The organism is Rania fehmarnensis (assembly GCF_056494185.1).
In genome coordinates this window covers 9,178,023-9,201,255 of the sequence record NZ_CM151398.1, presented here as the reverse complement: position 1 = coordinate 9,201,255, position 23,233 = coordinate 9,178,023, and the positions used below count along the sequence as shown (strand labels likewise).

Below are 23,233 nucleotides of genomic sequence, written 5' to 3'. Positions count from 1 at the left end.
TCTAACCAGAGTTTCTTCCGACTAAGCGACTAGTGTTACAGGTTGCCGACTTGCCGGGTGCGAGCGGCTGGGGACAGCCGCTCTACGTTGCGGCGATTAGAGACCAGCTGAGTTGAAGTACTCGGGCTCCTGGCCGGGTTTCCATTTGATGTTGCAGCCGATGCTGGGGCGTTGTGGTTGAGGGATCGCTTGTTCGCCCAGCAGTGCTTCCAGAGCGGCGCGCAGGTCTTGGCCGGTCGGCTGAGCACCTTGCTTGGGTCGTGTTTCATCCATCTGACCTCGGTACACCAACTTGAACTCCGAGTCGAATAGATAGAAGTCCGGCGTACAGGCAGCGCGGTAGCTCTGCGCTACCGACTGCGACTCGTCGTACAGATACGGAAAGTTGTAGCCCTGCGCGGCGGCTTCTTCTTTCATCTTGGCGGGGGCATCATCGGGATGTGCGGTGATGTCATTGCTGCTGATGCCGACCACAGCGATGCCTCGAGCTTGATACTCGTCAGCGATGCGGGCGAGTTCCGGCGCCACATGCTTCACGTAGGGACAGTGATTGCACATAAAGACCACCAGCAATCCTGGACGGCCACGGAAATCATCGCGGGCAACGAGCTGGCCATCGAAATCAGGCAAACGAAAATCGGGTGCAGTAGTGCCTAAGGGCAACATCACGCTGGCAGTGCGGACCATGGTCTATCTCCTGATAGTAGTTGGGCTCGTTTAACAATAATTAGCCTAGCCGATTTGAAGCGAGGGCTACAGGGGTTTGAAAGTAGGGTCGTCATTCACTCACACACGTGAGTCATCAATCATCGTTGACGCGCGTTCACACGCATCTATATTCACCAGCGGGGACCCAACCACCACATAGAGAACCCCAAGAACGACCCCCTTCTAGTCCTGTCCCCAAAGCACGTTCGTTATTTCTTCTTGGATGTTCTTGAAAGGTCGTTTTATGAAAGGGGCTCGTGTTGGGTTTACGTTGGTTGAGCTGTTGGTTGTCAACTTCAATGTGTGTTCTAGCCAGTCTTCGCCCTTCGGCCTGCCGGTGATGGGTTTGGATACAGTCAACGATGGGCTCTACAACAAACGCTTAGCGCCGATTTCAAGTTGTGGGATCTGGTGGTTGCGCTTATTGGCTCGACTTTCCAATTTCGAGCTGCCAAACGGTTAGAGAGTCGGGGCCTCCACTGATACAAGTTTGACATTTGTGTCAGTGGAGGCCGAGAACACAGGCTGGAAGCCTATGCCACATGACTTTACTGGCTCGTCTTTTCTTTCTCTTTGCGTTCCAGTTCCCTGATTACCTTCTTGACCTTGGCGACCTTGGGGCGGGTATAGGTCATGCAGTAAGCATCGCCTGGGTGCCTGCGATAATAATCTTGATGATATTCTTCGGCTAAGAAAAAAGCGGTGTAGGGTTCCAGCAGCGTAACAACCTTGCCGCGAAACGCTTTGGCTTTATCCAGCCGTTGGATCAGCTCTTCGGCTTGAGCTTTTTGTTCGTCGTCATGATAGAAGATGACCGATCTATACTGAGTACCGTAGTCGGGTCCCTGCTTGTTCCGCGTGGTGGGATCATGCGTTTTGAGAAAGATTTCGAGCAGTTGTAAGTAGCTGATTTTGGCGGGGTCATAGGCGATCTGGCAAACCTCGGCGTGTCCGGTCAGGCCTGTTTTGACCATTTCATAAGTGGGCTTGCCGACTGTGCCGCCGGCGTAGCCGGACACGACGTTGGTTACGCCCGGGACATTTTCAAAGACAGCCTCGACGCACCAGAAGCAGCCGCCGCCGAAGGTCGCTACGCCTAACTGAGCGGAGGGTTGGTCGGTGGAAACGCCGTCGGAAACTTTAACCTGATCCGACGGTGCCGCACCACTGGTGGCCACCGAATCCTGTGCTACGCTTGGAGTCACAGTGGCGGGCAATGGTACAAGGCAAACATTGACGACAAGGGATCGAACGAAAAGCTGTTCGATGGGCGACCGCATTTTCATAGTTTCAATACCCCCTAGTATCTGGTATGTTGGCGGCGAAGGATTGGCCCACGGATTGCCTAAGCTGTCGCAGCTTTGCCTGTCGGGTTGGCAGGCGGCAATACCATTCAGTAATTATACCAGTCGGAGACATGTATGAAGCTGGGAATTCTTTCGTGCAGTCCGCAATGCTATAGCACGCGGCGGCTGAAAGAAGCAGCCTTAGAACGCGGCCACAAGGTTCGCGTTCTCAATACGTTGAAATTTGCCATCGATCTAAATCCTGGCAATCCAGATCTGTATTATTACAACAAGCCCCTGAGTCGCTACGATGCGATCCTGCCCAGGATCGGTGCTTCGATCACTTACTTCGGTACGGCGGTCGTGCGTCAATTTGAGCAGGTGGATGTCTTCTCGCCCAATTCATCGCACGCAATTTCCAATTCGCGTGACAAGCTGCGGTCGATGCAGATTCTCAGTCGACATCAAATTGGTATTCCCCCCACCACGTTTGTCCGGGATCGGGCTGACGTGGTGCCCGCCATCGAGCGTGTGGGTGGGGCGCCCGTGGTAATCAAACTACTGGAAGGTACGCAAGGCGTGGGTGTGATCTTGGCTGAATCGGTCAAGGTCGCCGAGGCAATTATTGAAACGCTACAAAGCACTCGGCAAAACGTGCTGGTACAAAAATTCATCGCTGAAAGTCGCGGTCGCGACATCCGCGCTTTCGTAGTTGGCGATCAAGTAGTGGCAGCCATGCGCCGCGTGGCTCAAGGCCAGGAATTTCGTAGTAATGTGCATCGCGGTGGCAAGACGGAAACCGTGTGGCTGGATGATGCATATCGCGAAACCGCCGTGAGGGCTGCACAGATCATGGGCCTGCGCATCGCAGGTGTAGATCTGCTGGAATCGCAAGATGGACCGCAGGTCATGGAAGTCAACAGTTCGCCCGGCCTAGAGGGCATCGAGTCGGCTACGGGGTTGGATGTCGCTGGAGCCTGCATTGACTTCTTAGCAGCTCAAGTCAATTTTCCCGAACTCGATATCCGTCAACGCTTGACGGTCAGTCGCGGTTATGGAGTGGCAGAATTGTCGGTGCCCGAAGGCTCCGAGTATGTGGGCAAGACGATTCACGATGCCGGCCTGCGCGAAAAGGACATCAACGTGTTGACGCTGCATCGCGACACTACCGTCATTCCCAATCCCAATCCAACGCGAACGCTGGAAGCCGGTGACCGACTATTGTGCTTCGGTAAACTCGAATCGATGCGCGATATGATTTCCGATCGTACCAAACGAGCTCGCCAATTGCGGATACGCAAACTCAAGAGCGGTGAGACCAAGCGAGCCGTGGATGCCCCGCAAGATGTGCCTGCGGCTCACGCTCCCGTACCCAACGTCGGATCAAAAACATAGTCTCCTTTTGCTCCGCAAAAGGCACTTGCGGCACTTGCGGCATTTGCGAATCAGAGAGTCTCTATTTGCTTCGTTAGAGAAGCCGTTGCCTTTCGCGGAGCGAAAGGAGACAAAAATGCAGGCCGATGCAATGCATCGGCCTGCGTCAAAGTCTTTAGAAGGGAGATTCAGGAGCAACCAAACCTTTGGGCAGTTCTTTGCCCTTGGCGTCTTTGGTCACATTGGTTGGCGGTGGCGCTGTAGGCGCATTGGTTGGCTTGTCGCCACAACCGACCAGGCAGGGCCCTGCCAGCAAAACAACGATCAGCAAACGTGCGAGCATTCTTGATATCTCTTTCAGGAAGTGATTAGTCCAAGCCGTCGATCGTTAGTCCGTCCGCTTTGCCGCCCAAACGCAACCAAACTTCGGCGTCCATCGAGCGAGTCAGCGATTTGACAGCACCGTCACCCATGGTGAACTGAATGATGTCGCCAGCGTGACGGCTGCTGAATTTGATGTCTTCAAAGCGAGGACGAACGTATGCTGCAGGGATCGTGGTTGTGGTCGCAATCGGACGACTGTTGAAGTGCGTGCCGATGGGGCCCATCAACCAAGTAAACGAGTGGTGACGACCAGCACCAGTGTTGCCGTCGTTGAACCCACCAGTGACTTCACCGAACAGGAACGTATTGGACAAACCGTCACTGCAGGAACCAAAGGTGTACTGCTTCTGCATGCCGAACAGTCCGATGTAGTTGTCGACTTCAGCCGCACCGATGCCGGTCAGGCTGAGCGAAGCGCCCGTGTTGGGCAAACGACCAGCACAACCCAGGTAATTCGTGCAATAGTGGTGTGATGAAATTGGGTCACCTGGAATGTCGTTCATGTGAAAACCACCATAGGACGGACCGGCCGGTGTGCGCACCATCCACAAGCTGAATACGTCCGAACCCAGGAATCGGGCATCATCGGCCGAATCTGATGGGCAATAGAACGTTGCAATGCGCGTGGCAGTGGCGAGGTTGATGTCGGCAAAGTTCCAATACGGACTGCGACGTGGCACGATCGTGGTCGGCCAGGTAGCGCCATATTGGAAGTCTTTGGCATCCATGGCCAGGTTCTGCCCGAACGCCTGGTAGACGTTCGTTTGTTCCATGAATGGCAACAGATAACCTAACTGACCCACAAACGTCACGTGGTCTGGCCGCGTACCAACGTCAGCCCAGACATCGGTCGAGAAGATCTGACCGGGAGGCAGCTTCTTGTAAGCGCTCTCGAAATTGTGCGTTGCCAGTCCCAACTGCTTGAGATTGTTCTGGCACTGCGTACGACGCGCAGCTTCGCGGGCTGCCTGAACGGCCGGCAATAATAAGCCAACCAAAATACCAATAATGGCGATAACCACTAGCAGCTCAACCAGGGTGAAACCCTTGCGAGCTGTCGACCATGTCGACTTCATCTTAGAACTCCCAACTCTAGGAACGAACAAACAAAACAATTCACGCTCCTCCGTGAGGAAATATTAGGGTTGGATATCAGTGAACTAGTGATCAGCAACTACGTCAAATTAAAGATCCGATCAGAAAATGCAGTCAAGTTAGCTGCGTGTTAACTGAATTTCGGATATGTAGATTCAGTTAGCGTTTCTAGCTTGCGAAAACACTCCACATGAGATTCTTGGCGATCTCATAGTGATATCTATTGGGTGGGTGTGTCGCCGGTAGATTCGCGAGAATTCGCTCTTTAGAGGGCGTGTGTTGCGAGAAAGTTAGCTCAAAAGAGAGAGCGTAGCCATCGCTGCCAGGCGGTGGACGTGCTGGATTTTGCCAGGCCTTTATCAAACAGATGCGATCAGCGAATGCTCGTCTCGTCGGCCAGCCTTTACTGTTCGGCATGGCGGCGACTGGCTCGCTCGTCCATCGCTTGGCAGCGGTGGCTACAGCTACAACCGCTTGGCAGCGGTGGTTACAGCTACCCCCAAAAAAAGAAGGCACGGCTAACGCAGTGGTTGGCCGTGCCTTCAAGAGATTTTAAGGAAGTTAACCTTAGTTGCTTAGAACGGAGACTCCGGTGCAACCAGGCCCTTGGGCAGTTCTTTACCCTTGGCGTCTTTGGTCACGTTGGTCGGTGGCGGCGCGGTAGGCGCATTGGTCGGCTTATCGCCGCACCCAACCAATACCGGACAAACCAGAAAAACAACAATCATCAAACGTGCGAGCATGCTCTCGACTTTCTTCCTAAGAAAACTTATTCCAGGCCTTCAACGGTCAGACCATCGGCGCGGCCGCCCAAACGCAACCAAACTTCGGCGTCCATCGAGCGAGTCAGCGATTTGACAGAACCGTCACCCAAGGTGAACTGAATGATGTCGCCAGCGTGACGGCTGCTGAACTTGAAGTCTTCGTAGCGTGGACGAACATAAGCTGGAGGAATCGTGGTGGTAGTGGCAACCGGACGAGCATTGAAGTGAACGCCGATGGGGCCCATCAACCAAGTGTGCGAATGGTGACGACCAGCGCCAGTGTTGCCGTCGTTGAAACCACCGGTGACTTCACCGAACAGAATCGTGTTCGATAGACCGTCGCTGCAATTGCCGAAGGTGTATTGCTTCTGCATGCCGAACAAGCCGAGGTAGTTGTCGACTTCAGCTGCACCGATACCGGTCAAGCCGAGCGAAGCACCCGTGTTTGGCAGACGACCCACGCAACCCAAGTAGTTGGTGCACCAGTGACGCGACAGGATCGGGTCACCAGGAATGTCGTTCATGTGGAAACCACCGTAGGTCGGACCAGCAGGCGTACGGACCATCCACAAGTGGAAAGTCGATGCACCCAACATACGTGCATCATCGGCAGAGTCCGATGGGCAGTAGAAGGTGGCAATACGAGCTGGCGTGGCGATCGTATTGATGTCGGTGAAGTTCCAATAAGGGCTGCGACGTGGCACAATCGTGGTTGGCCAAGTTGCACCGTACTGGAAGTCCTTGGCGTCCATAGCCAGGTTTTGACCGAACGGTTGATAAACTTGAGTCTGCTCCATGAAGGGCAGCAAGTAAACCAACTGGCCCAAGAACGTTACGTGGTCAGGACGTGTTCCCACGTCAGCCCACACATCCGTCGAGAAAATCTGCCCTGGAGGCAGCTTCTTGTAGGCACTTTCGAAATTGTGCGTTGCAAGTCCCAATTGCTTGAGATTGTTTTGGCATTGCGTACGACGAGCGGCTTCACGAGCTGCTTGAACGGCTGGCAGCAACAAGCCAACCAGAATACCAATAATGGCGATTACCACGAGAAGCTCAACTAAGGTAAAACCTTGTCGAGCAGCAAACCGAGCCGACTTCATCATCGGAACTCCCAAATGAAAGAAAACGAACGAACCAAAAAAAACTGTTCGAACCTTATGAGGGCTATGAGTCAGGGGTACGTACTAGTGAAGCGTCACGAAGCATTAAGGTCAAGTTAATTGCCCATCGAAATTTACAAAAACTTTAGAACAAGCCCGCGTTCGGACCGTCTAATGGCCCCAGAATCACCATAAAGGCAACGATATCACCCTTTCTGCTGAGTGTTGTGGTGTTCTGTCGCAGGCGAGGTTTTTCGAGCAACATTTTGGGAAGTCGCTCAGCCGTGGGCCTCAGCCCGGTTTTTGAAGTGCTGCGCATTGCCAGTGCCATCCGAAAACCGAGGCTAACGCCTACGGCTTAGTGAACAACTCGCGCCAAGCCCAGGCGTAGAGGTTGCGGCTATCGGCGTAGCGTGAGGCAGAGGCGGCTGAACCGAGTACGACGACGATTAACTCTCGGTCTCGATAGCTACCGACAGATACCAGGCAAGCTCCAGCAGCGTCGGTCGTGCCCGTCTTGACCCCGCGATAGCCTTCTATGGGCAAGAGTTGATTGGTGTTCTCCCACTTGATGTTGCGAACGTACCCATCGCTACCAGTTACCTTGCAGCCAAACTGCCTGGTCGTTGTCACCTGTTGAAAGAGCGGCAGTTGTCGGGCAGCAAGCGTGAGTTTGACCAGATCATTGCAAGTCGATTTGTGTGCCTCTGCCGTCAGGCCGTGAGGATTGACAAAACGTGTACCCAGCATGCCTAATCGCTCAGCCATAATATTCATAGCCTTGATGAAGGCAGCGTAGTTCTCTGCGCTCGAGGCAATCGGCGGAGATACCGCAGCTGCCTCTGACGCGGCCAGTTCAAACTCTTGATTCTCGGGATTGATGACTGGTGGTGGTAGCTGGATCGCATCGGGCGTGAGTGACTCGGTGGTCGCGTCGGTTGGAAGTCCGCCAGTTACCTGCAATGGGTCCGTTACTTGTAAAGGATCCGTTTCCTGCAATTGAACAGTCGCTTCTAATGGAGCCAGCACGCGCGAACCGAAGTGTTCAGCCAAGGCGACACTGGCATCGTTACCCGATGGCAGCAAGAGGCCATACAGCAGATCACCAACTCGCACCCGCTCGCCTGCGCGCACCGCCGCCGTAGAACCAATTGTCGTGTCGGCACGTTTGGAAAAAACGAGGCGCTCGTCTAACGCGGACGGATGCTCACGACAATACTGCATGACCAGAAACGCGGTCATGACCTTGGTGGTGCTGGCGATGTCGAGGCTCTGATCATGGTTATGTCCCCATAGAGTTTGGCCGCTGGTGGCATCGGCGATTGTCCAGGCTTTGCAAGTAACAGCCGGTATTCCAAATGGATCATCGGCGGCTACTTTCTCCAGTTGTTGTGAGTTGACGATTTGTGGTTCTTCGACTGGTTCATCTTCCAGTTGCAGCGGTCCTAAAGCTTTCCACGTGGCCTCGGTTACTTGACCCGTCACTTCGAGTCCTTTGGCGGCTTGAAACTGTTTGACGGCGGCTTCGGTAGCTGGTCCGAAATCGCCATCTAGGCTGAGTTTTTCAGTGATTTCTGCTTGGGCGTTCAGCGTGCGCTGCAGTGCCTCAACCATCTCGCCGCTGGCGCCCATGGCTAGCGGCGAAGTGACGCTACTGTCTGGAATAGGCGTGGTGCTGGGTTGAGCTTTACCCTCGAAATAATCAAACGAGGCCTTTGCGATTTGGGCACATAGGCGATCACCTGCATTCTCAGGTGACCAGCTGATGTCGGCATTGTTTTCGGTCAATACACATAGCGCATAAGGACCACTGCTAGTCTCAATGATCCCAGCATCGGTGCGCACCTTGTCCACCGATCCAGTCTTATGACGAACTTTGGTATTGGGTGGTAAAAGAGCGGGAAACTTTTGTTTGTCTTCGCAGGCTGCCAGATGCTCCAACATGTCTTTGGACGCGGTAGGCGAGACAACGGTGCCAGCATGCATACGGGCTAACAGGTCGACCATGTTATTGGCCGTTGTGCTACCCAAGCCATACCGTTGGCTGCGCGGCAGATCGATCGAGGTATCGCGTCGATAGACTTTTGAATGGAGCCGTGTTTCGGTGTAACCCAGTCGAGCCATATGTTCGTTAACCGACTCGATGCCGATCTTGTCAACGATCATGTTGGTGGCGGTGTTGTCCGAGACGGCGATCATCAATCGCACGGCATCACGAATGGAGAAACGTGTGCCCGGCGAGAAATGCGTGCTTAAGATGCCTGAGCCCGGGACGAGATCATCGTTACGCAGGTCGAGTTGTCTAAAGAGCGCCGTCTTGTTTTCGACTGCTTGCTTGTACAGTTCAACCATGATCGGCAACTTGATCAGACTGGCTGTTGCTTGAGGTCGATCACCATTGATGTGATAGGCTTCACCGGTGACCAGATGGCGCACTGATACAGCTACATCACCTTGGTGCGCGTTCACCAGCGGGTCGATGATGGCGTTCAATTGCGAGGCAGGCTCGGGCGTCGGAAGAGCTGTATCAGCCGGATCGCCACCGGCAAAGATCTGCGGATCCTGAGCAGCAGTTGGCACGCTTGAGAAACAAGAAGCGACACTGAGGGCTAGACACAAAAAGCGATTCATCATCATTGGAGATTCGAGGGAAATCACGGACAAGTTTAAAGACAGCGAACCCACTCGCATAGCTGCAAGAAGCTGTGGATGCGCGGCCAGGAAGTTTCGGGCCTACGTGGTTTCCGCACTTCCACACAGGAGCAGGCAGGTCTTTCAGGCTAACACAGGGGAATGCGCGCCCAAAACCGGGACTGAACCTCGGGTAGGTTCAGCCACAAACGCTTTCGCGCTTGGACCTATTGTACTTGCGTGACTTGCTTAGAGGCCGAATTTCCTGAGTCAGCAATGCTGCGGCGCATTTGCGTGTCGGCTTCCACGTTTTTGAGCCGGTAGTAATCCATGATCTGCAGCTTTTGCGAGGCAAAAGCTTCGGCCATCGCCTTGGGTACTTCGGCCTCTGCTTCGACCAGCTTGGCGCGGCTCTCTTCGATCCTCGCGTTCATTTCTTGTTCGGCAGCTACCGCCGCCGCTCGACGGCTTTCCGCCTTGGCACGAGAGACGCGCATATCGGCCTCCGCACGGTCGGCTTGCAACCGAGCACCGATATTCTCGCCGACATCGATATCAGCAATATCGATCGATACGATTTCGAACGCAGTCTGAGCATCGAGTCGTTTGGCAAGCACCGCCTTGGAGATAACGTCGGGATTCTCTAACACTACCTTGTGATCAGTGGCGGATCCGATGGCACTAACAATACCTTCACCCACTCGAGCGATAATAGTTTCCTCCCCTGCTCCGCCGATCAACTGGTGAAGATTGGCACGAACCGTTACTCTCACTTTGACCTTCAGCTGAATACCGTCTTTGGCTACTGCATCCAGAGATTGGCGCGCCGAGCCACGCGGTGGGCAGTCGATGACTTTGGGATATACGCTGGTTTGTACGGCTTCCAAAACATCGCGACCAGCCAAGTCGATCGCTGTCGCTTCGCGGAACGACAAGGTGATCGTCTTGGATTTTCGGGCCGCAATCAACGCGCGAATAACTTGCGGAACATTGCCGCCGGCCAGGTAGTGGGCTTCCAGCAATTGACTGGTCAGCTCGTCTTCGCCCAGTCCAGCCTGCACGGCCATGATCTTGCTACGCACGATGGTCTTGGGATCCACGCGGCGCAACCACATCCCAAACAAATCCCATAGTCCGATCCGTGCTCCCGTGGTGACCGCTTGAATCCACAACCAGAAAAACTTGGCCAGCATGGCGAACAGCAAAATGATGCCCAGGATGATGATCAGCGCAAAGACGATCATCAACACGGCTCGTGCATCACCATCAGCTGCCAATAGAAACCAATTCATGGTCAAACTCGCTTGTGGTTCTTCGGAAGTTGTCTACCGACAAAGTCTACAGGCCGCCGTTGCGGCTATCTAGTAGGCGGAAGCTGCATAACCCCCCCGTAGCCGAAGTCGCCAGACTTTGGATGCATCAAACACAATTCATCCAATCTCTGGCGAGATCGGCTACGGAGATCGGCGAACCATCCAATCTCTGGCGAGATCGGCTACGGGGATCGACAACTATTTCAGTTTCTCTTCTAGCGCGGCCAAGATGATCTTGCTCCAGCGTGCATAGCCGTCGCGATTCTGGTGCAATTGATCCTCGACGAACAGCTTGGGGAGCGGCTGGCCTTGGTCATCCAGATACTGATCGGCGGTGCTGATAAAGTGCAACTGGTCGTCGCGATTGCAGGCGGCTTTTAATTGTTCGTTGACGCGTTTGATCTTGTCCCAGGCTGCCCAACGTTTGGGTGTGGGCGTGATCTCGATCAAAAAGATCGGTGCCTGAGGATTCTGGTGGCGAATGGTATCCACTACATGTTCGAACAACTTCACGACTTCTGCTGGAGGGATGTCTTCTTTACCGCCAGTGACGTCGTTGGCGACAAAGATGACCGCCGCTCGAAAGCGATGGGGTTTGACAATTTGAGGAGCGAGCACCGCCAGGTCCGAGAACTTGGCTCCGCCGTAGCCTCGCGAGATAACCGGCCAAGGCTGCAAATCGGTGGCAATATCTTTCCACAATCGAATGCTCGAACTGCCCAGGAACAGAATCGCATGGTCTGGGTCCGTTTCCGTGGCATCGAGCATCGCCATGCGTTGCATTTCGTCGGCCCACTTTTGCGTGGCTGCCGCCCGGTATTTTTCGACTAAGTCCTGAGCTGGGTCGCGGGCCGGGTCATCAGCCAGGCATGCTGAGCTGCAGCAGGTAAGCGCGATTAACAGCATGTGCCCTAGTGAAGACATGTTGATTGTCCTAGATAGTTGATGCGTCATCTTCTTCATCCAAAACATTACACTAATTGGACAGCGCCACTTTTAACGCCAGGTAGCCACCGTCGCCAGACGGTGGACACACAACAAACTGCCAGCCGGTCCGGAGGGCGTATGCCGCCAGTTCGACAGACTATAGCGACTAGCATGCCGCACTTGGAGGTGATGATTACCGATGATGGTAGTCGGACGCTCAGAGATCTGCGACTGAACGAGACCTATCATAGCGGTTGTGGTGCGCTGTCGGAGTGTTTGTATGTTTACTTGCGGAACAGCGGTGTCGAATCGAAATTGGCTCAGCGGCCGCCACGACTAGTACGGGTCTTGGAACTGGGCTTTGGCACTGGGATGGGATGGCTGCTGACTGCAGTTGCGGCCGAAGCCTACTGCGGCCAGTTGCAATACGTAAGTCTGGAAAATGCGCTGTTACCGTGCGATATATTGCAGCAACTCGATAGTGCGGCCGCAATCGACGCAGCGGTCGCTAGTAGCTGGTTACCAGCCACATTCACCGCAGCGCGTGAGCTGCAAACTGAGTTTTTGCAGACGCTTGGGGATGGAATCGAACAACCTAGAAGTCAATTTAACCTGGCCCAGTCCAACACGCTCTGGCTGTACCAAGGCGACGCCATCAAAACGTTAGATCAAGTGGAGGGCCTGTTTGATGCCATCTACTTCGACGCCTTCAGTCCAGGGACCAATCCCGAACTGTGGCAAGCTTCGATCTTTAAAAAGTTGTCAGAGTTGCTGTGCCCCGATGGACTGTTGGTCAGTTACTGCGTCAGCGGAGCCGTGCGTCGAACGCTAGCAGAGGCCGGTTTTGTAGTCCGCCGTTTGCCAGGACCGCCCGGTGGCAAGCGTGAAGTCTTGGTGGCCGGACTTTGAAATCAGGACTTTGAAATCTGGAAATACAAATAGAGGCTTGCGAAGCCTGAATTAGCAATCACGACTTTAGAGTCAGTAATGACCTACAAAAAACGGCAAGCCATCTTTCGACGGCTTGCCGGTAGGTACTTCAGTTGTCACACCAACCAGTCCACGGCCTGTGGCTTATTCAGCTTGGTCGACCGGTTGATCTTGCTGAGACTTGTTGTGCTCAGTCGGTGCTTTGGCTTGTTGAGCTTCTTGGCCTAGCAGGAACAGGAGGTCTCCGCCGTAGCCGCTGGACTGATTGTAGATGTAATCAGCGTCCAGCGCCTTTTCGATGCGATGGGATGCTTCGGAAAGGTGAGCTTCGGTGTACGGATCCATGTGCTTGCTGTTGGTCTTGAGCGACTGATCGATCTTCTCTTTCAGGTCGCGCAATTGCTTGACCGACAGATTCGAGATTGCCTTGTAAGCGGCGGAACTGCCGTTATTGGGCAAGGTCAAATCGATCATGCGTTCCATGTGCTCACGCTGCAGGTTGCGGCGCAACGAACTGATCATCGGCTTGCGAGCACTGAAGTCACTTTCAGGCTTGGCATCCAACTCCGTCCAAATCTCATCGCGAATCGCATTGAGCAGTTCGGGTAGAGTCAGCATGTCTTGATCGAGCGGGACACGGAATTCGTTGTCGTACACTCGACGCAGGGTCGTAGCGTTCATCAACGATGTTAACGTGGACGCTTGGGTCGACAGAATTTGATCATGAACGGGCCAGGTCGGGTCGCCGCCAAAGCCGCCGGCACCTTGTCCCATGAAATCGCGAGTCAAACGTTGCAGCAACTCGGGCGAAAGTGCATACGCGCTATCGCGGAAGCTGGATTCGAGCACGTACTTCAGCGCGGCTCGCTGCTTGTCAGCTGGCACAACCACAATCGGTGGACGCGCGTTGGGGTCACCCTTCTTGTCGCGGTGAACAAACGCACCACCAATCCAATTGGCCATCATGCTGACGTTCTTGGCTTGCAAGTTCAGTGTCAGTTCGTAACCTTGACGAGCTTTCTTCCACGCATCGCCGTCTTTCATGTAGTCGGTCAACAAACGTTTGCGGAAGCGTTCGACCAGTTCCATTTGATCTTTGGCATACGCCAAGGGATCGGCACCGAAGTCGTAACGACGCGCCAGCGGATCTGGGCCGGTCGTATCTTCGTCGGTGGCAAAAGGCAGTTCAGCCTCGGCGCAGCGACCCAGGATTTCCTTGGGATCTTTGAAAGTGTAACCGTATTCGATCGCCCAGAAGTCGTATGGACCCAGCTTGAGCATACCGAAGTCACCTTGCACTTCGCCTTCTTTCAGTCGCAGATTGATCGGTAGATAATCCATGACCGATGCCGCAAACGACTTCTTGCCCGCTACTTTTTCGCTGTTGATTTCCTTCAGCTCATAAATGCTGCTGGCTTTGAAATTGTGACGCAGACCGAGCGTGTGGCCAACTTCGTGGGCCACCAGGTCGGCCAGCAGTGGACCTACGAATGACTCAGGCATGCCGTCCAGCAGTGCTTCATCTTTCTTGCTGTCCTTCTTAGGCTCGTCCTTCTTGGCTTCGTCTTTCTTAGCTTCTTCTTTTTTAGGTTCGTCCTTTTTCTCTTCGTCTTTCTTCTCGTCAGACTTAGGCTCGCCTTCCTTCTTGTCGCCTTCTTCCTTCTTGGCTTCTTCCTTCTTCTTCTCGTCGTCTTTCTTCTCGCCGTCTTGATCCATTTCGAAAAACTCTGGAGCCATCGCCATGTACAATCGCATGGTAGCCATATCCAGAGCTAAGCCATCAGCGGCCATGCACATGCCGTTGACCTGGCTGGTGCGACCGACCAGGCCGTCCAGTGGATCGTCGCCGAGCATTTGCGTCTTCCACTTCTCGCTCATTTGACCCGCGTATGGCTGCGAGGCTTGTGAGCGAATCTTGGCGGCGATGTGTTCGCGTTGGCTAGGTGGTGCAAAGCGTACGCGTGGGTCCCACGTTGGATGCTGAGCCAACCAGGCCAAGGTTTCGTTGCTCATGCCTTCCATGGTCACCACTGGCATAAAGTCAGCAAATTGCTTGTCGAAATGGCGAATCCAGCCGTCGGTCAGCACGATGTCGGCATCCAGGATTTGTCCTGTTTCAGGATGCACACGGCTAGGTCCAATGGCGGTACTGACGTTGTTATTGAGCCAACGAATGAAGTTGTAGCGCACATCTTCTGGATCTTTGTCCATGTGTTCGTTGGTCGACTTGTCTTGATATTCAACCACGATGGCATCCGAGATACCAACCTTCTCGAAAGCTTCGTTCCAGAACTCGATACCCTTCTTGACCCAGCGTCGATAACGCACGGGAGTTGTATGTTCGATATAGAATTTGATGGGCTCTACTGGCGGGCTGACTTTCAGCGATGGATCGCGCTTCTGCAAGTGCCAGCGGTTGACGAAGTGAATGGCAACGTCCTCGGCGCGATACTTGCTGTAGTCGGAGTACGAGGTGGTAAAGTATCCGATGCGTTGGTCGGCTACGCGTGGGGTGTAACCGGTGTTGGCCGGGATCTCGCTGATCGAATAATACAGAGTTTGCAACTGCCCACGCGTGTTGGGCATTTCGAAGGCCAGTTCAATGTTCTGTGGAAAGACTTTCGATTTAACCAACTTGGCTAGTGCTGGATTAGTCGAACGACCGGACGCGCCGAAGAACACGCTGGCATTGCTCACTAACAGCGCATCGCCGTCGATGACCGGTCCACCGCGGGGTGACATAGTCAGAATCGGCAGGTCCAACAGTACCGAACCGGTGAAGAGACGATCGACCGAATCTTTCGATTCGGTATCTCCCTTGACGGCACGGATTTCCAAGTTGGGAGCAATCAGGGCCAGGCGATTATTGTATTGACGCCACTGGACATAGAAGTCACCAGCTTGCAAGCCAGCGAAGATCTGGCCGCTGGCCACGGTCAAACCGATGAAGTACTTCTTATCAGCATAGTTCTTGGGCAGTTCGAACAGCAGTTGGCTGTCCTTCTGGCGAACATAGGTCTCGTACATGCTGCGAGATTCGTCGCGGGGCGGATCGATCTTGGTGAATCCTTCGATGACCTTGTCAAACGGCGGGTAGTCCTGGGCATGGCTGATGCCAGACGTAGCGGACAGGCTGACCAGACCGGCGATGGTCGCCAGCATGGCGCGAATCACGTAAAAGTGCGATCGCATTGGTTCGAGCCCTCTATTGGGTAAAAAACGGTTAAGGTGTGCGGCCAAGTTTGCTGCCTTCTCCATATTACCTTCGAGCAGGTCATTTGTGTAATTGTGGGAGTTCTTCTCGAGCGGCACTTGCAGGGCGCAAACTCAGGCTACAAGGCCGGCAAGTATAGGTTGCCGAAAACGTAACGGCTGTGCGGATTTTGGCATTTCGACCTCACCAGTTTGGGGATTTTGGGTAAGTTTGCCCGAATTGCCTAATTTTTCGCTCTCCGGCCGTTCCCCGATTTGAGTATCATGCTGAGATGCCATTCTGGGCGGTCATGCGGACCCACCCGGCTTACTATACGACATCATGAGTGAAACCGAAGATGATTGAGCCATTATTGGAGGGCTCCGTATCAGCCTCTGACATCGAAGTATTCGAAGGAAGTGGGCGATCGGAACCGATCAAGAGATCTACACACGTTCGCGTAGTTCTGCCGGCCTACAATGAATCCGAAGCACTAGTGAGATTGGTACCGCGGATTGTTGAGACACTTAGTGAGAGCTTCTGGGATTTTGACATTCTAATCGTTGACGACGGCAGTAGTGATGACACGGTCGAAGTCACTCACGAGCTGCAAACTCTTTACCCTGTGCGACTTGTTCGTCATCAAGGCAATCAAGGCTTGGGTGCAGCGATTACAACGTGTTTGACGCGTGGCATTGAAGGCTTGAGCGACGATGACATTGTGGTAGCTATGGATGCCGACAATACGCATCCGCCCCAATTGATGTCGCGCATGGTGCCCATGATTCGCGAAGGTCACGATGTCGTGATTGCATCGCGATTTCAAACTGGTGGCCGCGTGGTCGGTCTGGCTTGGCATCGCGAACTGCTCAGCCTGGGCGCTCGGTTTATGATGCGAACTCTGCTGCCGATCAAAGGTTGCCGTGACTACACCTGCGGTTATCGTGCCTACCGGGTGGGTTTATTGAAAGAAGCTATCGCCAAGACCAATGGTCGACTGACGCGCGAGGCTGGATTTGCGAGCATGGCGGATTTGCTGCTGATGTTGGCGGGCATGGGCGCGATCGTGGGGGAAGTACCCCTGCTCTTGCGTTATGACTTCAAACGCGGTGTCAGCAAAATGCGCATAATGCAAACCGTTCGTCGTACAATTCGCATGGTGCTCCGCCATCGTTTTGGCCGCACAGTTGATTAGTGCGACCTACAGTTGTTAATGAACGCAACCATATCAAAATCTGATTCCTGGGCAGTCGTCGGCGGTGGCATGTTAGGCTTGGCCACTGCTTGGCGCCTGGCCGAGCGTGGGAACAATGTCACGCTGCTGGAGGCTGCGCCGCAGCTAGGCGGTTTGACCAGTTGTTGGTCGCTGGGTGACGTGACCTGGGATCGCTTCTATCACGTGACTCTGCTTTCGGACACGCGCTTGCGGGCCATTCTGGAAGAGGTCGGGCTGGAGCAGGAGATCCGTTGGGTGCAGACGCGCACCGGGTTTTACTCGGGCGGTCGCTTGCATTCGCTCAGCAGCTCCCTCGAGTTCCTGATGTTCCCACCCCTCTCGCTGCTGCAAAAGTTTCGTTTGGGCAGCACGATCTTCTATGCTTCCAAACTGCGCGATTGGCGAGCCCTGGAAAAAATACCTGTAGCCGATTGGTTGCGCAAACTGAGCGGGCGCAGCACATACGAAAAAATCTGGCTGCCACTCCTGAAAGCCAAACTGGGTGATGCCTACACGCGGACCTCGGCTGCGTTCATTTGGTCTTACATCGATCGCATGTACAAAGCCCGGCGCAGCGGCATGAAACGCGAGATGTTCGGTTACGTGCCCGGCGGTTATCAACGTATCCTGGCGACACTGGCCAGCGAGCTAGAGAAACGCGGCGTGCAGATTCTGACGGCCAGTCCCGTTCAGAAGATTACGCATGACCCGACCAGCGGCAAACTGCAAGTTGCCCTCGGTCAGAATGGTCAAGAGACGACTCAGCAGTTCGATCGAGTCATTACGACAGTACCTTCGCCGATCATCTCGCGCAGTTGCCCACAGCTGAACAAAGATGAACAGCAGCGTTTGGCTTCGGCCGAGTACTTGGGCGTGGTGTGTACCTCGCTGCTGCTGGATCGGCCGCTGGGTGGTTACTATGTGACCAACATCACCGATAGTTGGGTACCGCTGACTGGCGTCATCGAGATGGGTTCGATTGTCGATCCCAAGTATCTGGGTGGTAACTACTTGGTCTATTTGCCACGTTACCTGTTGGCCGATGATTCCGGGCTGACCGAGCCCGATGAGAGCATTCACGAGCGCTGTCTCTCGACGCTCGAGAAGATGTATCCTAATTTCAATCGCAGCCAGGTGCGCGCCATCCAAACGGCTCGCGCCAAACACGTGATGGCCCTGCCGACGCTGAACTACTCAGAACAGTTACCGCCAGTAACCACCAGTGTGCCGGGCCTGTACATTCTGAATTCGGCTCAGATCACCAAGGGCAACCTGAACGTCAATGAAACGATCGAGCATGTCGAAGCTCGATTGGCTGAGTTGGTTTAACGCTGCGCGCGTGTGCCTTAGTCTTGCAACTGCGACCAGATGATCTCGGCTTTGAAGACGCTCAGGCTTAAGTCGTTGCTTAGAAAGTCGTTGTGCACGATGCGGCCATCGGGGCCAAGCAGTATGTAGCTTGGATAGCCTTGGACACCGGCTTGCTCATAGGCCTTTTCGATTTCGCCTTCATCGTTGTCGACGACCACTGGATAGGTCATACCTTTCTGTTGGGTAAAGCCGCGGACGTTCTCGATGGTTTGCGGAGTGACATGCACGCTGACAACCGAGAAACGTTCAGGGCCAAATCGCTCATGCGTCAGTTTCAAATCGGGTATCTCGACTTCGCACGGACCGCAACCGATAAACCAGAAATCCAAGAGCACATACTTGCCACGCAGGTCCTTCAAGCATTGCGCCTTGGTGTTAAGCCACGTTCCTGTGTCTAATTCTGGGGCGAGTTGGCCAATGGAACCGGTCTGGAATTTGGCTGCATAGTCATTGCGTCGTTGCTCCCATGTTTCTTCTCGTCGGCGAAACCAATCGACGGACTGTCCGAACTCCTGCTCCTGCTTCCTGATCGCATCGAGCAGCCAGCCTTTGGGTTGCTCGCGGCACTCGATGGTAAGATTTTGGGCTGTCTGCCAATTGTCGGAGATATCTACATGCGCGCAGCGCCGCGAATGAGGGTCGAAGGCCAAGATGCTGACTGGCAACTGCTGGGGCGTGTGTCGGCTGGTATCCACGATCAAGTCGGGCGATAAACTGAACCCACCATCGGCATCACACGTTAGGTAGTCGCTGGTCCAGACACCGACATGAATTCGCACGATGGCTTTGTCGATGGGCCGCTGTTGCTGGTCGACCACGCGACCAGTGATGGAGTTGAGCTGGCGAATCTTGATTTCTGGCAGCATCACTTCTTTGCCGGGTTCGATAGTGAACTCGACTTCCCTCGGTTCGACGATCGCCGACTGAAGGCTCCCGAAACTCACTTTGGCTGGTCCTGGCGGTAACAGCAACTCAAAAGAACCATCAGCTTTTACGGTACCAAATGAGACAGGCAGCCAGCGATGATCGCCCACGGCGATTTGTAGAGTCGGATGTAGGTTCTCAGTCCGACCAATCGCCGTGGACTGGGCGGTCAGGCCCTCGAGATAGCCGGTCAGTTGGCCTCGGACTTTGACGTTCTTGCGAATGAGCAGCTCAACCTGACGCGGTTGGCTGTCGGAGATGTTCAGGAGGGGTGCACAAGTCGGATCATCGGCCGAATAGAGTGGAGTAATCGTAAACTCGTCGGATCGACTGGATACGTATAAATTGCGATATTGAGCCGGTGCAATCGTGCAGTGCCAAGACGTGGATTGAAGTTGACGGTTTAGGTACAGGCTGGCGCCGGGCGTCGAACGATTATCAGGCTCTGCGCTGAGGTTGGTGTTGATTTGCAGGGATTCAGGAAGCGAGTCTAGTCCCGCACCTGGCACATATTTGAAATCCAGTTGAACTCCTTTTTCGAGTTTGATGGTCGCCAACTCGCCACTAATAAGTTCGAGATTGTCGACGCGGTTGGGTTGGAAGTCAGGATGGAAGACTACCACGTTTACTTTGGACCCTTGAGGCATTGGCGGCAATTGAATCACGCCTTGCGCGTCACTGGTCGTCGGTTCAAATGGAAATGGATCGGCAGACCCGTGACGATGCATGAAACTTCCGCCATCGCCTGCGTTGAACTGGAGTGCAGACAGCACAGCCCCTTTAAGCGGAGTGCCTTGGCTATCGAGGATACGGACCGAGCCGCTGATAGGCTGACGAAGTTCACATTGAATCTCGCGCACTTCGCCCGCGATCAGTTGGAGGTCCAATGTCGTTGTTGCCAGCCCATCTGCCTGAGCGACAATCGTGGCATAGTTGTCGGGCTGAATGCCGACTAGTTCTGCTCGACCTTGTGCATCGCTGGTCGCTGCTACCTCGGTCGAATCCCACTTGCCTGACCACAAAAATACCTTCAGTTTCGAATTGGCGATCGCCTGACCATCTGCGTCATGAACGCGAACGCCCACTGTAGCCTTCTCATTAGTATCCTTGTCATCGGCCAAGACTAGCGGCGAGCACCACAACAACAAAATCGCAATGATCGCACGCATGGCAAAGCCTATCAAAACCTAAACGTAGCCACCCTCGCCAGACGGTGGACATAGACGTAGCCACCGTCGCCAGACGATGGAATAACGAGATGCCGGTGTTAAGAGTTTTCGACACCCGCGTTTTATCTAAAATTCTATGGAAAATGCCGAAGATGTGTTTTAAGCTTCGACAGATTTGACCATTTCTTCTAGCACATGTTTGGCATCACCGAAGACCATCATGGTCTTGTCCATGTAGAACAGTTCGTTGTCTAGATTTGCATAGCCGGCGGCCATGGAACGTTTGTTGACGATGACTGTCCGAGCTTTGTAGGCTTCCAGGATAGGCATGCCGGCGATGGCGCTCTTGGGATCAAGGGCTGCGGGGTTGACCACATCGTTGGCGCCCAAGATCAGCGCCACATCGGTTTGCGGAAACTCGGAATTGATGGTCTCCATTTCAAAGACGTCATCATACGGCACGTCGGCTTCGGCCAGCAGGACGTTCATATGGCCAGGCATCCGACCGGCGACCGGATGGATGGCATAACGCACTTGAACGCCTTGTAGTTGCAACTTGGCCGTAAGCTCAAATAGTGCATGCTGGGCCCGCGAGACCGCCAGACCATAGCCCGGCACAATGATGACCGAACTGGCTTGAGAGAGAATATAAGCAGCATCTTCCGGGGCGCCGGACTTAACATGCCGCGCAGCCGTCGCTTCGCCCGATGCAGTGGCCGTCGTGCCAAAGCCACCCAGGATTACACTGATGAACGAACGATTCATGGCTTTGCACATGATGTACGACAGAATCGCGCCCGAGGAGCCGACGAGCGAACCAGCGATGATCAGCATCGGGTTCTTCAGCGAGAAACCCACGCCAGCCGCGGCCCAACCTGAGTAACTGTTCAGCATCGAGACAACCACCGGCATATCCGCTCCACCGATCGGAATGATGATCAGCACACCGAGCACAAACGAAAGCACGGTCATCACCAAAAACGGCGTCCAACTCTGCGTAGCCACAAACCACAAACCGCAGCCAACGGTCAGGATGCCCAAAGCCAGATTGAGCATATGCTGGCCAGCAAAAACGACCGGAGCCCCTTGAAAGATGCGCAGTTTATAGGTGCCGGATAGTTTTCCATAAGCCACCACGGACCCCGAGAACGTAATGGCTCCCACAATCGTTCCCAGAAACAATTCGACGCGATTGTCCAGCGGAATCAGCTGTCCGCGTTCGACAAGGTTAAAAGCCCAGGGTTCGGCCACGCAGCAAATGGCAATCAAGACCGCAGCCAACCCGATCATCGAATGCATGAAGGCAACCAATTCGGGCATCTTGGCCATCACCACGCGTTTGGCCATGGCCGCGCCAATCACGCCGCCCACAATAATGCCACCAGCTACCCACCATAATCCCGACGCATTCGGTTTGAGTTGAATGATCAGTGCGAGCGTCGTGAGCACGGCGATCGCCATGCCGATCATGCCAAACAGATTGCCCCGCGCGGCAGTTTTCGGATGCGATAAACCTTTCAGCGACTGAATAAAAAAGACCGAGGCCACTAGATATAGCAGCACCACCAAGTTGAGACTCATCAAGTTGCTCCAGTCTATTTTTTCTTTTGGTACATCTCCAACATGCGGCGGGTGACCAAGAAGCCGCCGAAGACATTGACTGAGGCCAAGGCTACCGCGGTCGCCCCCAGCAACTTGCCGGTCCAAGTCTCTGTCAGGGCCGCGGCCAACATGCCACCGACGATAATGATAGCCGAGATGGCATTGGTCACCGCCATTAGCGGTGTGTGCAGAGCGGGTGTGACATGCCACACGACGTGATAGCCAACATAGATAGCTAACACAAAAATAGTCAGGTCGGTAATGGAGTGACTGACAACATCCACCGCTTCGCCTCCGGTGAATAAAACAGCTCGAACTTGAACGAGCCGTCGATTGTAGCACAGTAAGCCGAGGGCGTTAGCCCCGGTTTTGAAGTGCTGCGGCGTAGCCGTAGCTTTGATGTGCTAACCAAACGTCACCGCAGCCTGCACGAACCGTTGATCATGAGCGTCCCCTGGTGCGCGCCGGCTGCGGTACGGTTGGGGTAGGACATCAGTGGCTGAGGCCACAGCACTCCACAGATCCGAGGCTAACGCCGGCTAACGCCTACGGCTTAGCGCAGCATCCAGCGGACTACGCTACCGGCGATCATGATACTCAGTAGGCAACTGCCCATCAGGGCAAAGTAACCATCGGTGAAAACAGGAAATAGAACCACCGGTGTTACCAACATGCCGAACAGGAACGCGCCAATGGCTCCGGGCACCGCCAGAGCCATAGTGGCTTTTTGTTGCAGTCCGTAACGATGAAACAAGGCAGCCAAGACTCGGGCGGAAACCACTACCAGCGGATAACTCCAGATCGTCACGAGCATCATCCACATGATGGGTGTGATGATCACATTGGGTGTGCCAAAGGCCATGATGGTTACGAACGAGATCAGCATCCAAGGCACCAGGGCAGACGAAGCCAGCCACCACAGTCGCGAGAATCTGCGAGCTTCCACTTCCGGTGAAACGACGGTAATTTCTGCGGCGCTAGCCATGATCTTCGTTGACCCTACTATAAATTCTCAAACCCAACCCAAGTGACTATATTTTGGGCGCGCTATTATGTAGCTCATAAATTGACACCCGAGCCACCGAGCTCGAGATTTCTTCCCCAGATTCCCCCTAAACTCCCAGCTACAGGTTTCGAAGTAACACTTATTCGGATTCTTGAAACCTAAAAACCATACCACCCTGCGACAAAATTGACTAAATTGAGAACGACTCTCGTCTACCCTCAAATCGCCCGGAACCTCTCT

The 23,233-nt window shown here is 54.2% G+C and carries 19 protein-coding genes; 5 read left to right on the top strand and 14 right to left on the bottom strand.

Translation table 11 applies throughout. The annotated features are described in order from the left end of the window. Positions 1 to 96: 96 nt before the first annotated feature. Positions 97 to 687 (bottom strand): thioredoxin family protein, encoded by a 591-nt coding sequence (locus SH573x_RS31065; protein WP_479352124.1) that lies wholly within the window; start codon positions 685 to 687, stop codon positions 97 to 99. Between the two features lie 265 nt (positions 688 to 952). Between SH573x_RS31065 and SH573x_RS31060 the strand changes: the two genes are divergently transcribed. Then, a complete protein-coding gene (locus SH573x_RS31060; protein ID WP_479352123.1) occupies positions 953 to 1,171 on the top strand; it encodes a hypothetical protein in 219 nt (72 codons plus the stop codon). Positions 1,172 to 1,256: 85 nt separating this feature from the next. On the opposite strand, the gene msrA is transcribed toward SH573x_RS31060, so the two are convergent. Next, the gene (msrA, locus tag SH573x_RS31055) at positions 1,257 to 1,994 is read right to left on the bottom strand and encodes a peptide-methionine (S)-S-oxide reductase MsrA (RefSeq protein ID WP_479352122.1); all 738 of its coding nucleotides are present in this window, start codon (positions 1,992 to 1,994) and stop codon (positions 1,257 to 1,259) included. Between the two features lie 135 nt (positions 1,995 to 2,129). Between msrA and SH573x_RS31050 the strand changes: the two genes are divergently transcribed. After that, positions 2,130 to 3,389 (top strand): RimK family alpha-L-glutamate ligase, encoded by a 1,260-nt coding sequence (locus tag SH573x_RS31050; protein WP_479352121.1) that lies wholly within the window; start codon positions 2,130 to 2,132, stop codon positions 3,387 to 3,389. Between the two features lie 154 nt (positions 3,390 to 3,543). Here SH573x_RS31050 and SH573x_RS31045 read toward each other — a convergent pair whose 3' ends face one another. From SH573x_RS31045 to SH573x_RS31015, 7 genes are all read right to left on the bottom strand, one after another. Beyond that, on the bottom strand, positions 3,544 to 3,711 hold the full coding sequence (locus SH573x_RS31045) for a hypothetical protein (RefSeq protein ID WP_479352120.1): 168 nt from the start codon (positions 3,709 to 3,711) through the stop codon (positions 3,544 to 3,546). A 25-nt stretch (positions 3,712 to 3,736) separates the two neighbouring features. Next, positions 3,737 to 4,828 (bottom strand): DUF1559 family PulG-like putative transporter, encoded by a 1,092-nt coding sequence (locus SH573x_RS31040; protein WP_479352119.1) that lies wholly within the window; start codon positions 4,826 to 4,828, stop codon positions 3,737 to 3,739. 594 nt (positions 4,829 to 5,422) lie between these two features. Beyond that, complete coding sequence (locus SH573x_RS31035; protein WP_479352118.1) at positions 5,423 to 5,590, bottom strand: hypothetical protein; 168 nt, start codon at positions 5,588 to 5,590, stop codon at positions 5,423 to 5,425. A gap of 26 nt (positions 5,591 to 5,616) precedes the next feature. Continuing rightward, positions 5,617 to 6,714: a DUF1559 family PulG-like putative transporter gene (locus SH573x_RS31030; protein ID WP_479352117.1), complete on the bottom strand. Its 1,098-nt coding sequence runs from the start codon at positions 6,712 to 6,714 to the stop codon at positions 5,617 to 5,619. 348 nt (positions 6,715 to 7,062) lie between these two features. Then, complete coding sequence (locus SH573x_RS31025; RefSeq protein WP_479352116.1) at positions 7,063 to 9,348, bottom strand: serine hydrolase; 2,286 nt, start codon at positions 9,346 to 9,348, stop codon at positions 7,063 to 7,065. Positions 9,349 to 9,569: 221 nt separating this feature from the next. Beyond that, positions 9,570 to 10,634, bottom strand: coding sequence for a flotillin-like protein FloA (gene floA / locus SH573x_RS31020; RefSeq protein ID WP_479352115.1), 1,065 nt, complete (start codon positions 10,632 to 10,634; stop codon positions 9,570 to 9,572). 219 nt (positions 10,635 to 10,853) lie between these two features. Continuing rightward, complete coding sequence (locus SH573x_RS31015) at positions 10,854 to 11,579, bottom strand: GDSL-type esterase/lipase family protein (protein ID WP_479352114.1); 726 nt, start codon at positions 11,577 to 11,579, stop codon at positions 10,854 to 10,856. Between the two features lie 174 nt (positions 11,580 to 11,753). On the opposite strand from SH573x_RS31015, the gene mnmC2 reads away from it, so the two are divergent. Next, complete coding sequence (gene mnmC2 / locus SH573x_RS31010) at positions 11,754 to 12,491, top strand: tRNA (5-methylaminomethyl-2-thiouridine)(34)-methyltransferase MnmC2 (protein ID WP_479352113.1); 738 nt, start codon at positions 11,754 to 11,756, stop codon at positions 12,489 to 12,491. A gap of 165 nt (positions 12,492 to 12,656) precedes the next feature. Here the strand turns inward: mnmC2 and SH573x_RS31005 are convergent, their stop codons facing one another. Next, positions 12,657 to 15,704 (bottom strand): zinc-dependent metalloprotease, encoded by a 3,048-nt coding sequence (locus tag SH573x_RS31005; protein WP_479352112.1) that lies wholly within the window; start codon positions 15,702 to 15,704, stop codon positions 12,657 to 12,659. Between the two features lie 359 nt (positions 15,705 to 16,063). Here SH573x_RS31005 and SH573x_RS31000 point away from each other — a divergent pair, with 359 nt between their 5' ends. After that, positions 16,064 to 16,900: a glycosyltransferase gene (locus tag SH573x_RS31000; protein ID WP_479352111.1), complete on the top strand. Its 837-nt coding sequence runs from the start codon at positions 16,064 to 16,066 to the stop codon at positions 16,898 to 16,900. Between the two features lie 18 nt (positions 16,901 to 16,918). Then, on the top strand, positions 16,919 to 18,250 hold the full coding sequence (locus tag SH573x_RS30995) for an NAD(P)/FAD-dependent oxidoreductase (protein WP_479352110.1): 1,332 nt from the start codon (positions 16,919 to 16,921) through the stop codon (positions 18,248 to 18,250). Positions 18,251 to 18,267: 17 nt separating this feature from the next. Here SH573x_RS30995 and SH573x_RS30990 read toward each other — a convergent pair whose 3' ends face one another. The 4 genes from SH573x_RS30990 to SH573x_RS30975 all read right to left on the bottom strand — a co-directional run bounded on the left by SH573x_RS30990 (position 18,268) and on the right by SH573x_RS30975 (position 22,972). Continuing rightward, positions 18,268 to 20,385, bottom strand: coding sequence for a redoxin domain-containing protein (locus SH573x_RS30990; protein WP_479352109.1), 2,118 nt, complete (start codon positions 20,383 to 20,385; stop codon positions 18,268 to 18,270). 159 nt (positions 20,386 to 20,544) lie between these two features. Continuing rightward, positions 20,545 to 21,966 (bottom strand): NAD(P)(+) transhydrogenase (Re/Si-specific) subunit beta, encoded by a 1,422-nt coding sequence (locus SH573x_RS30985; RefSeq protein ID WP_479352108.1) that lies wholly within the window; start codon positions 21,964 to 21,966, stop codon positions 20,545 to 20,547. A 14-nt stretch (positions 21,967 to 21,980) separates the two neighbouring features. Next, positions 21,981 to 22,271 carry an NAD(P) transhydrogenase subunit alpha part 2 gene (locus SH573x_RS30980; RefSeq protein WP_479352107.1) on the bottom strand — a complete coding sequence of 97 codons (291 nt, stop codon included), beginning with the start codon at positions 22,269 to 22,271 and terminating at the stop codon, positions 21,981 to 21,983. A 269-nt stretch (positions 22,272 to 22,540) separates the two neighbouring features. Then, positions 22,541 to 22,972, bottom strand: coding sequence for a hypothetical protein (locus SH573x_RS30975; RefSeq protein WP_479352106.1), 432 nt, complete (start codon positions 22,970 to 22,972; stop codon positions 22,541 to 22,543). Between the last annotated feature and the right edge of the window lie 261 nt (positions 22,973 to 23,233).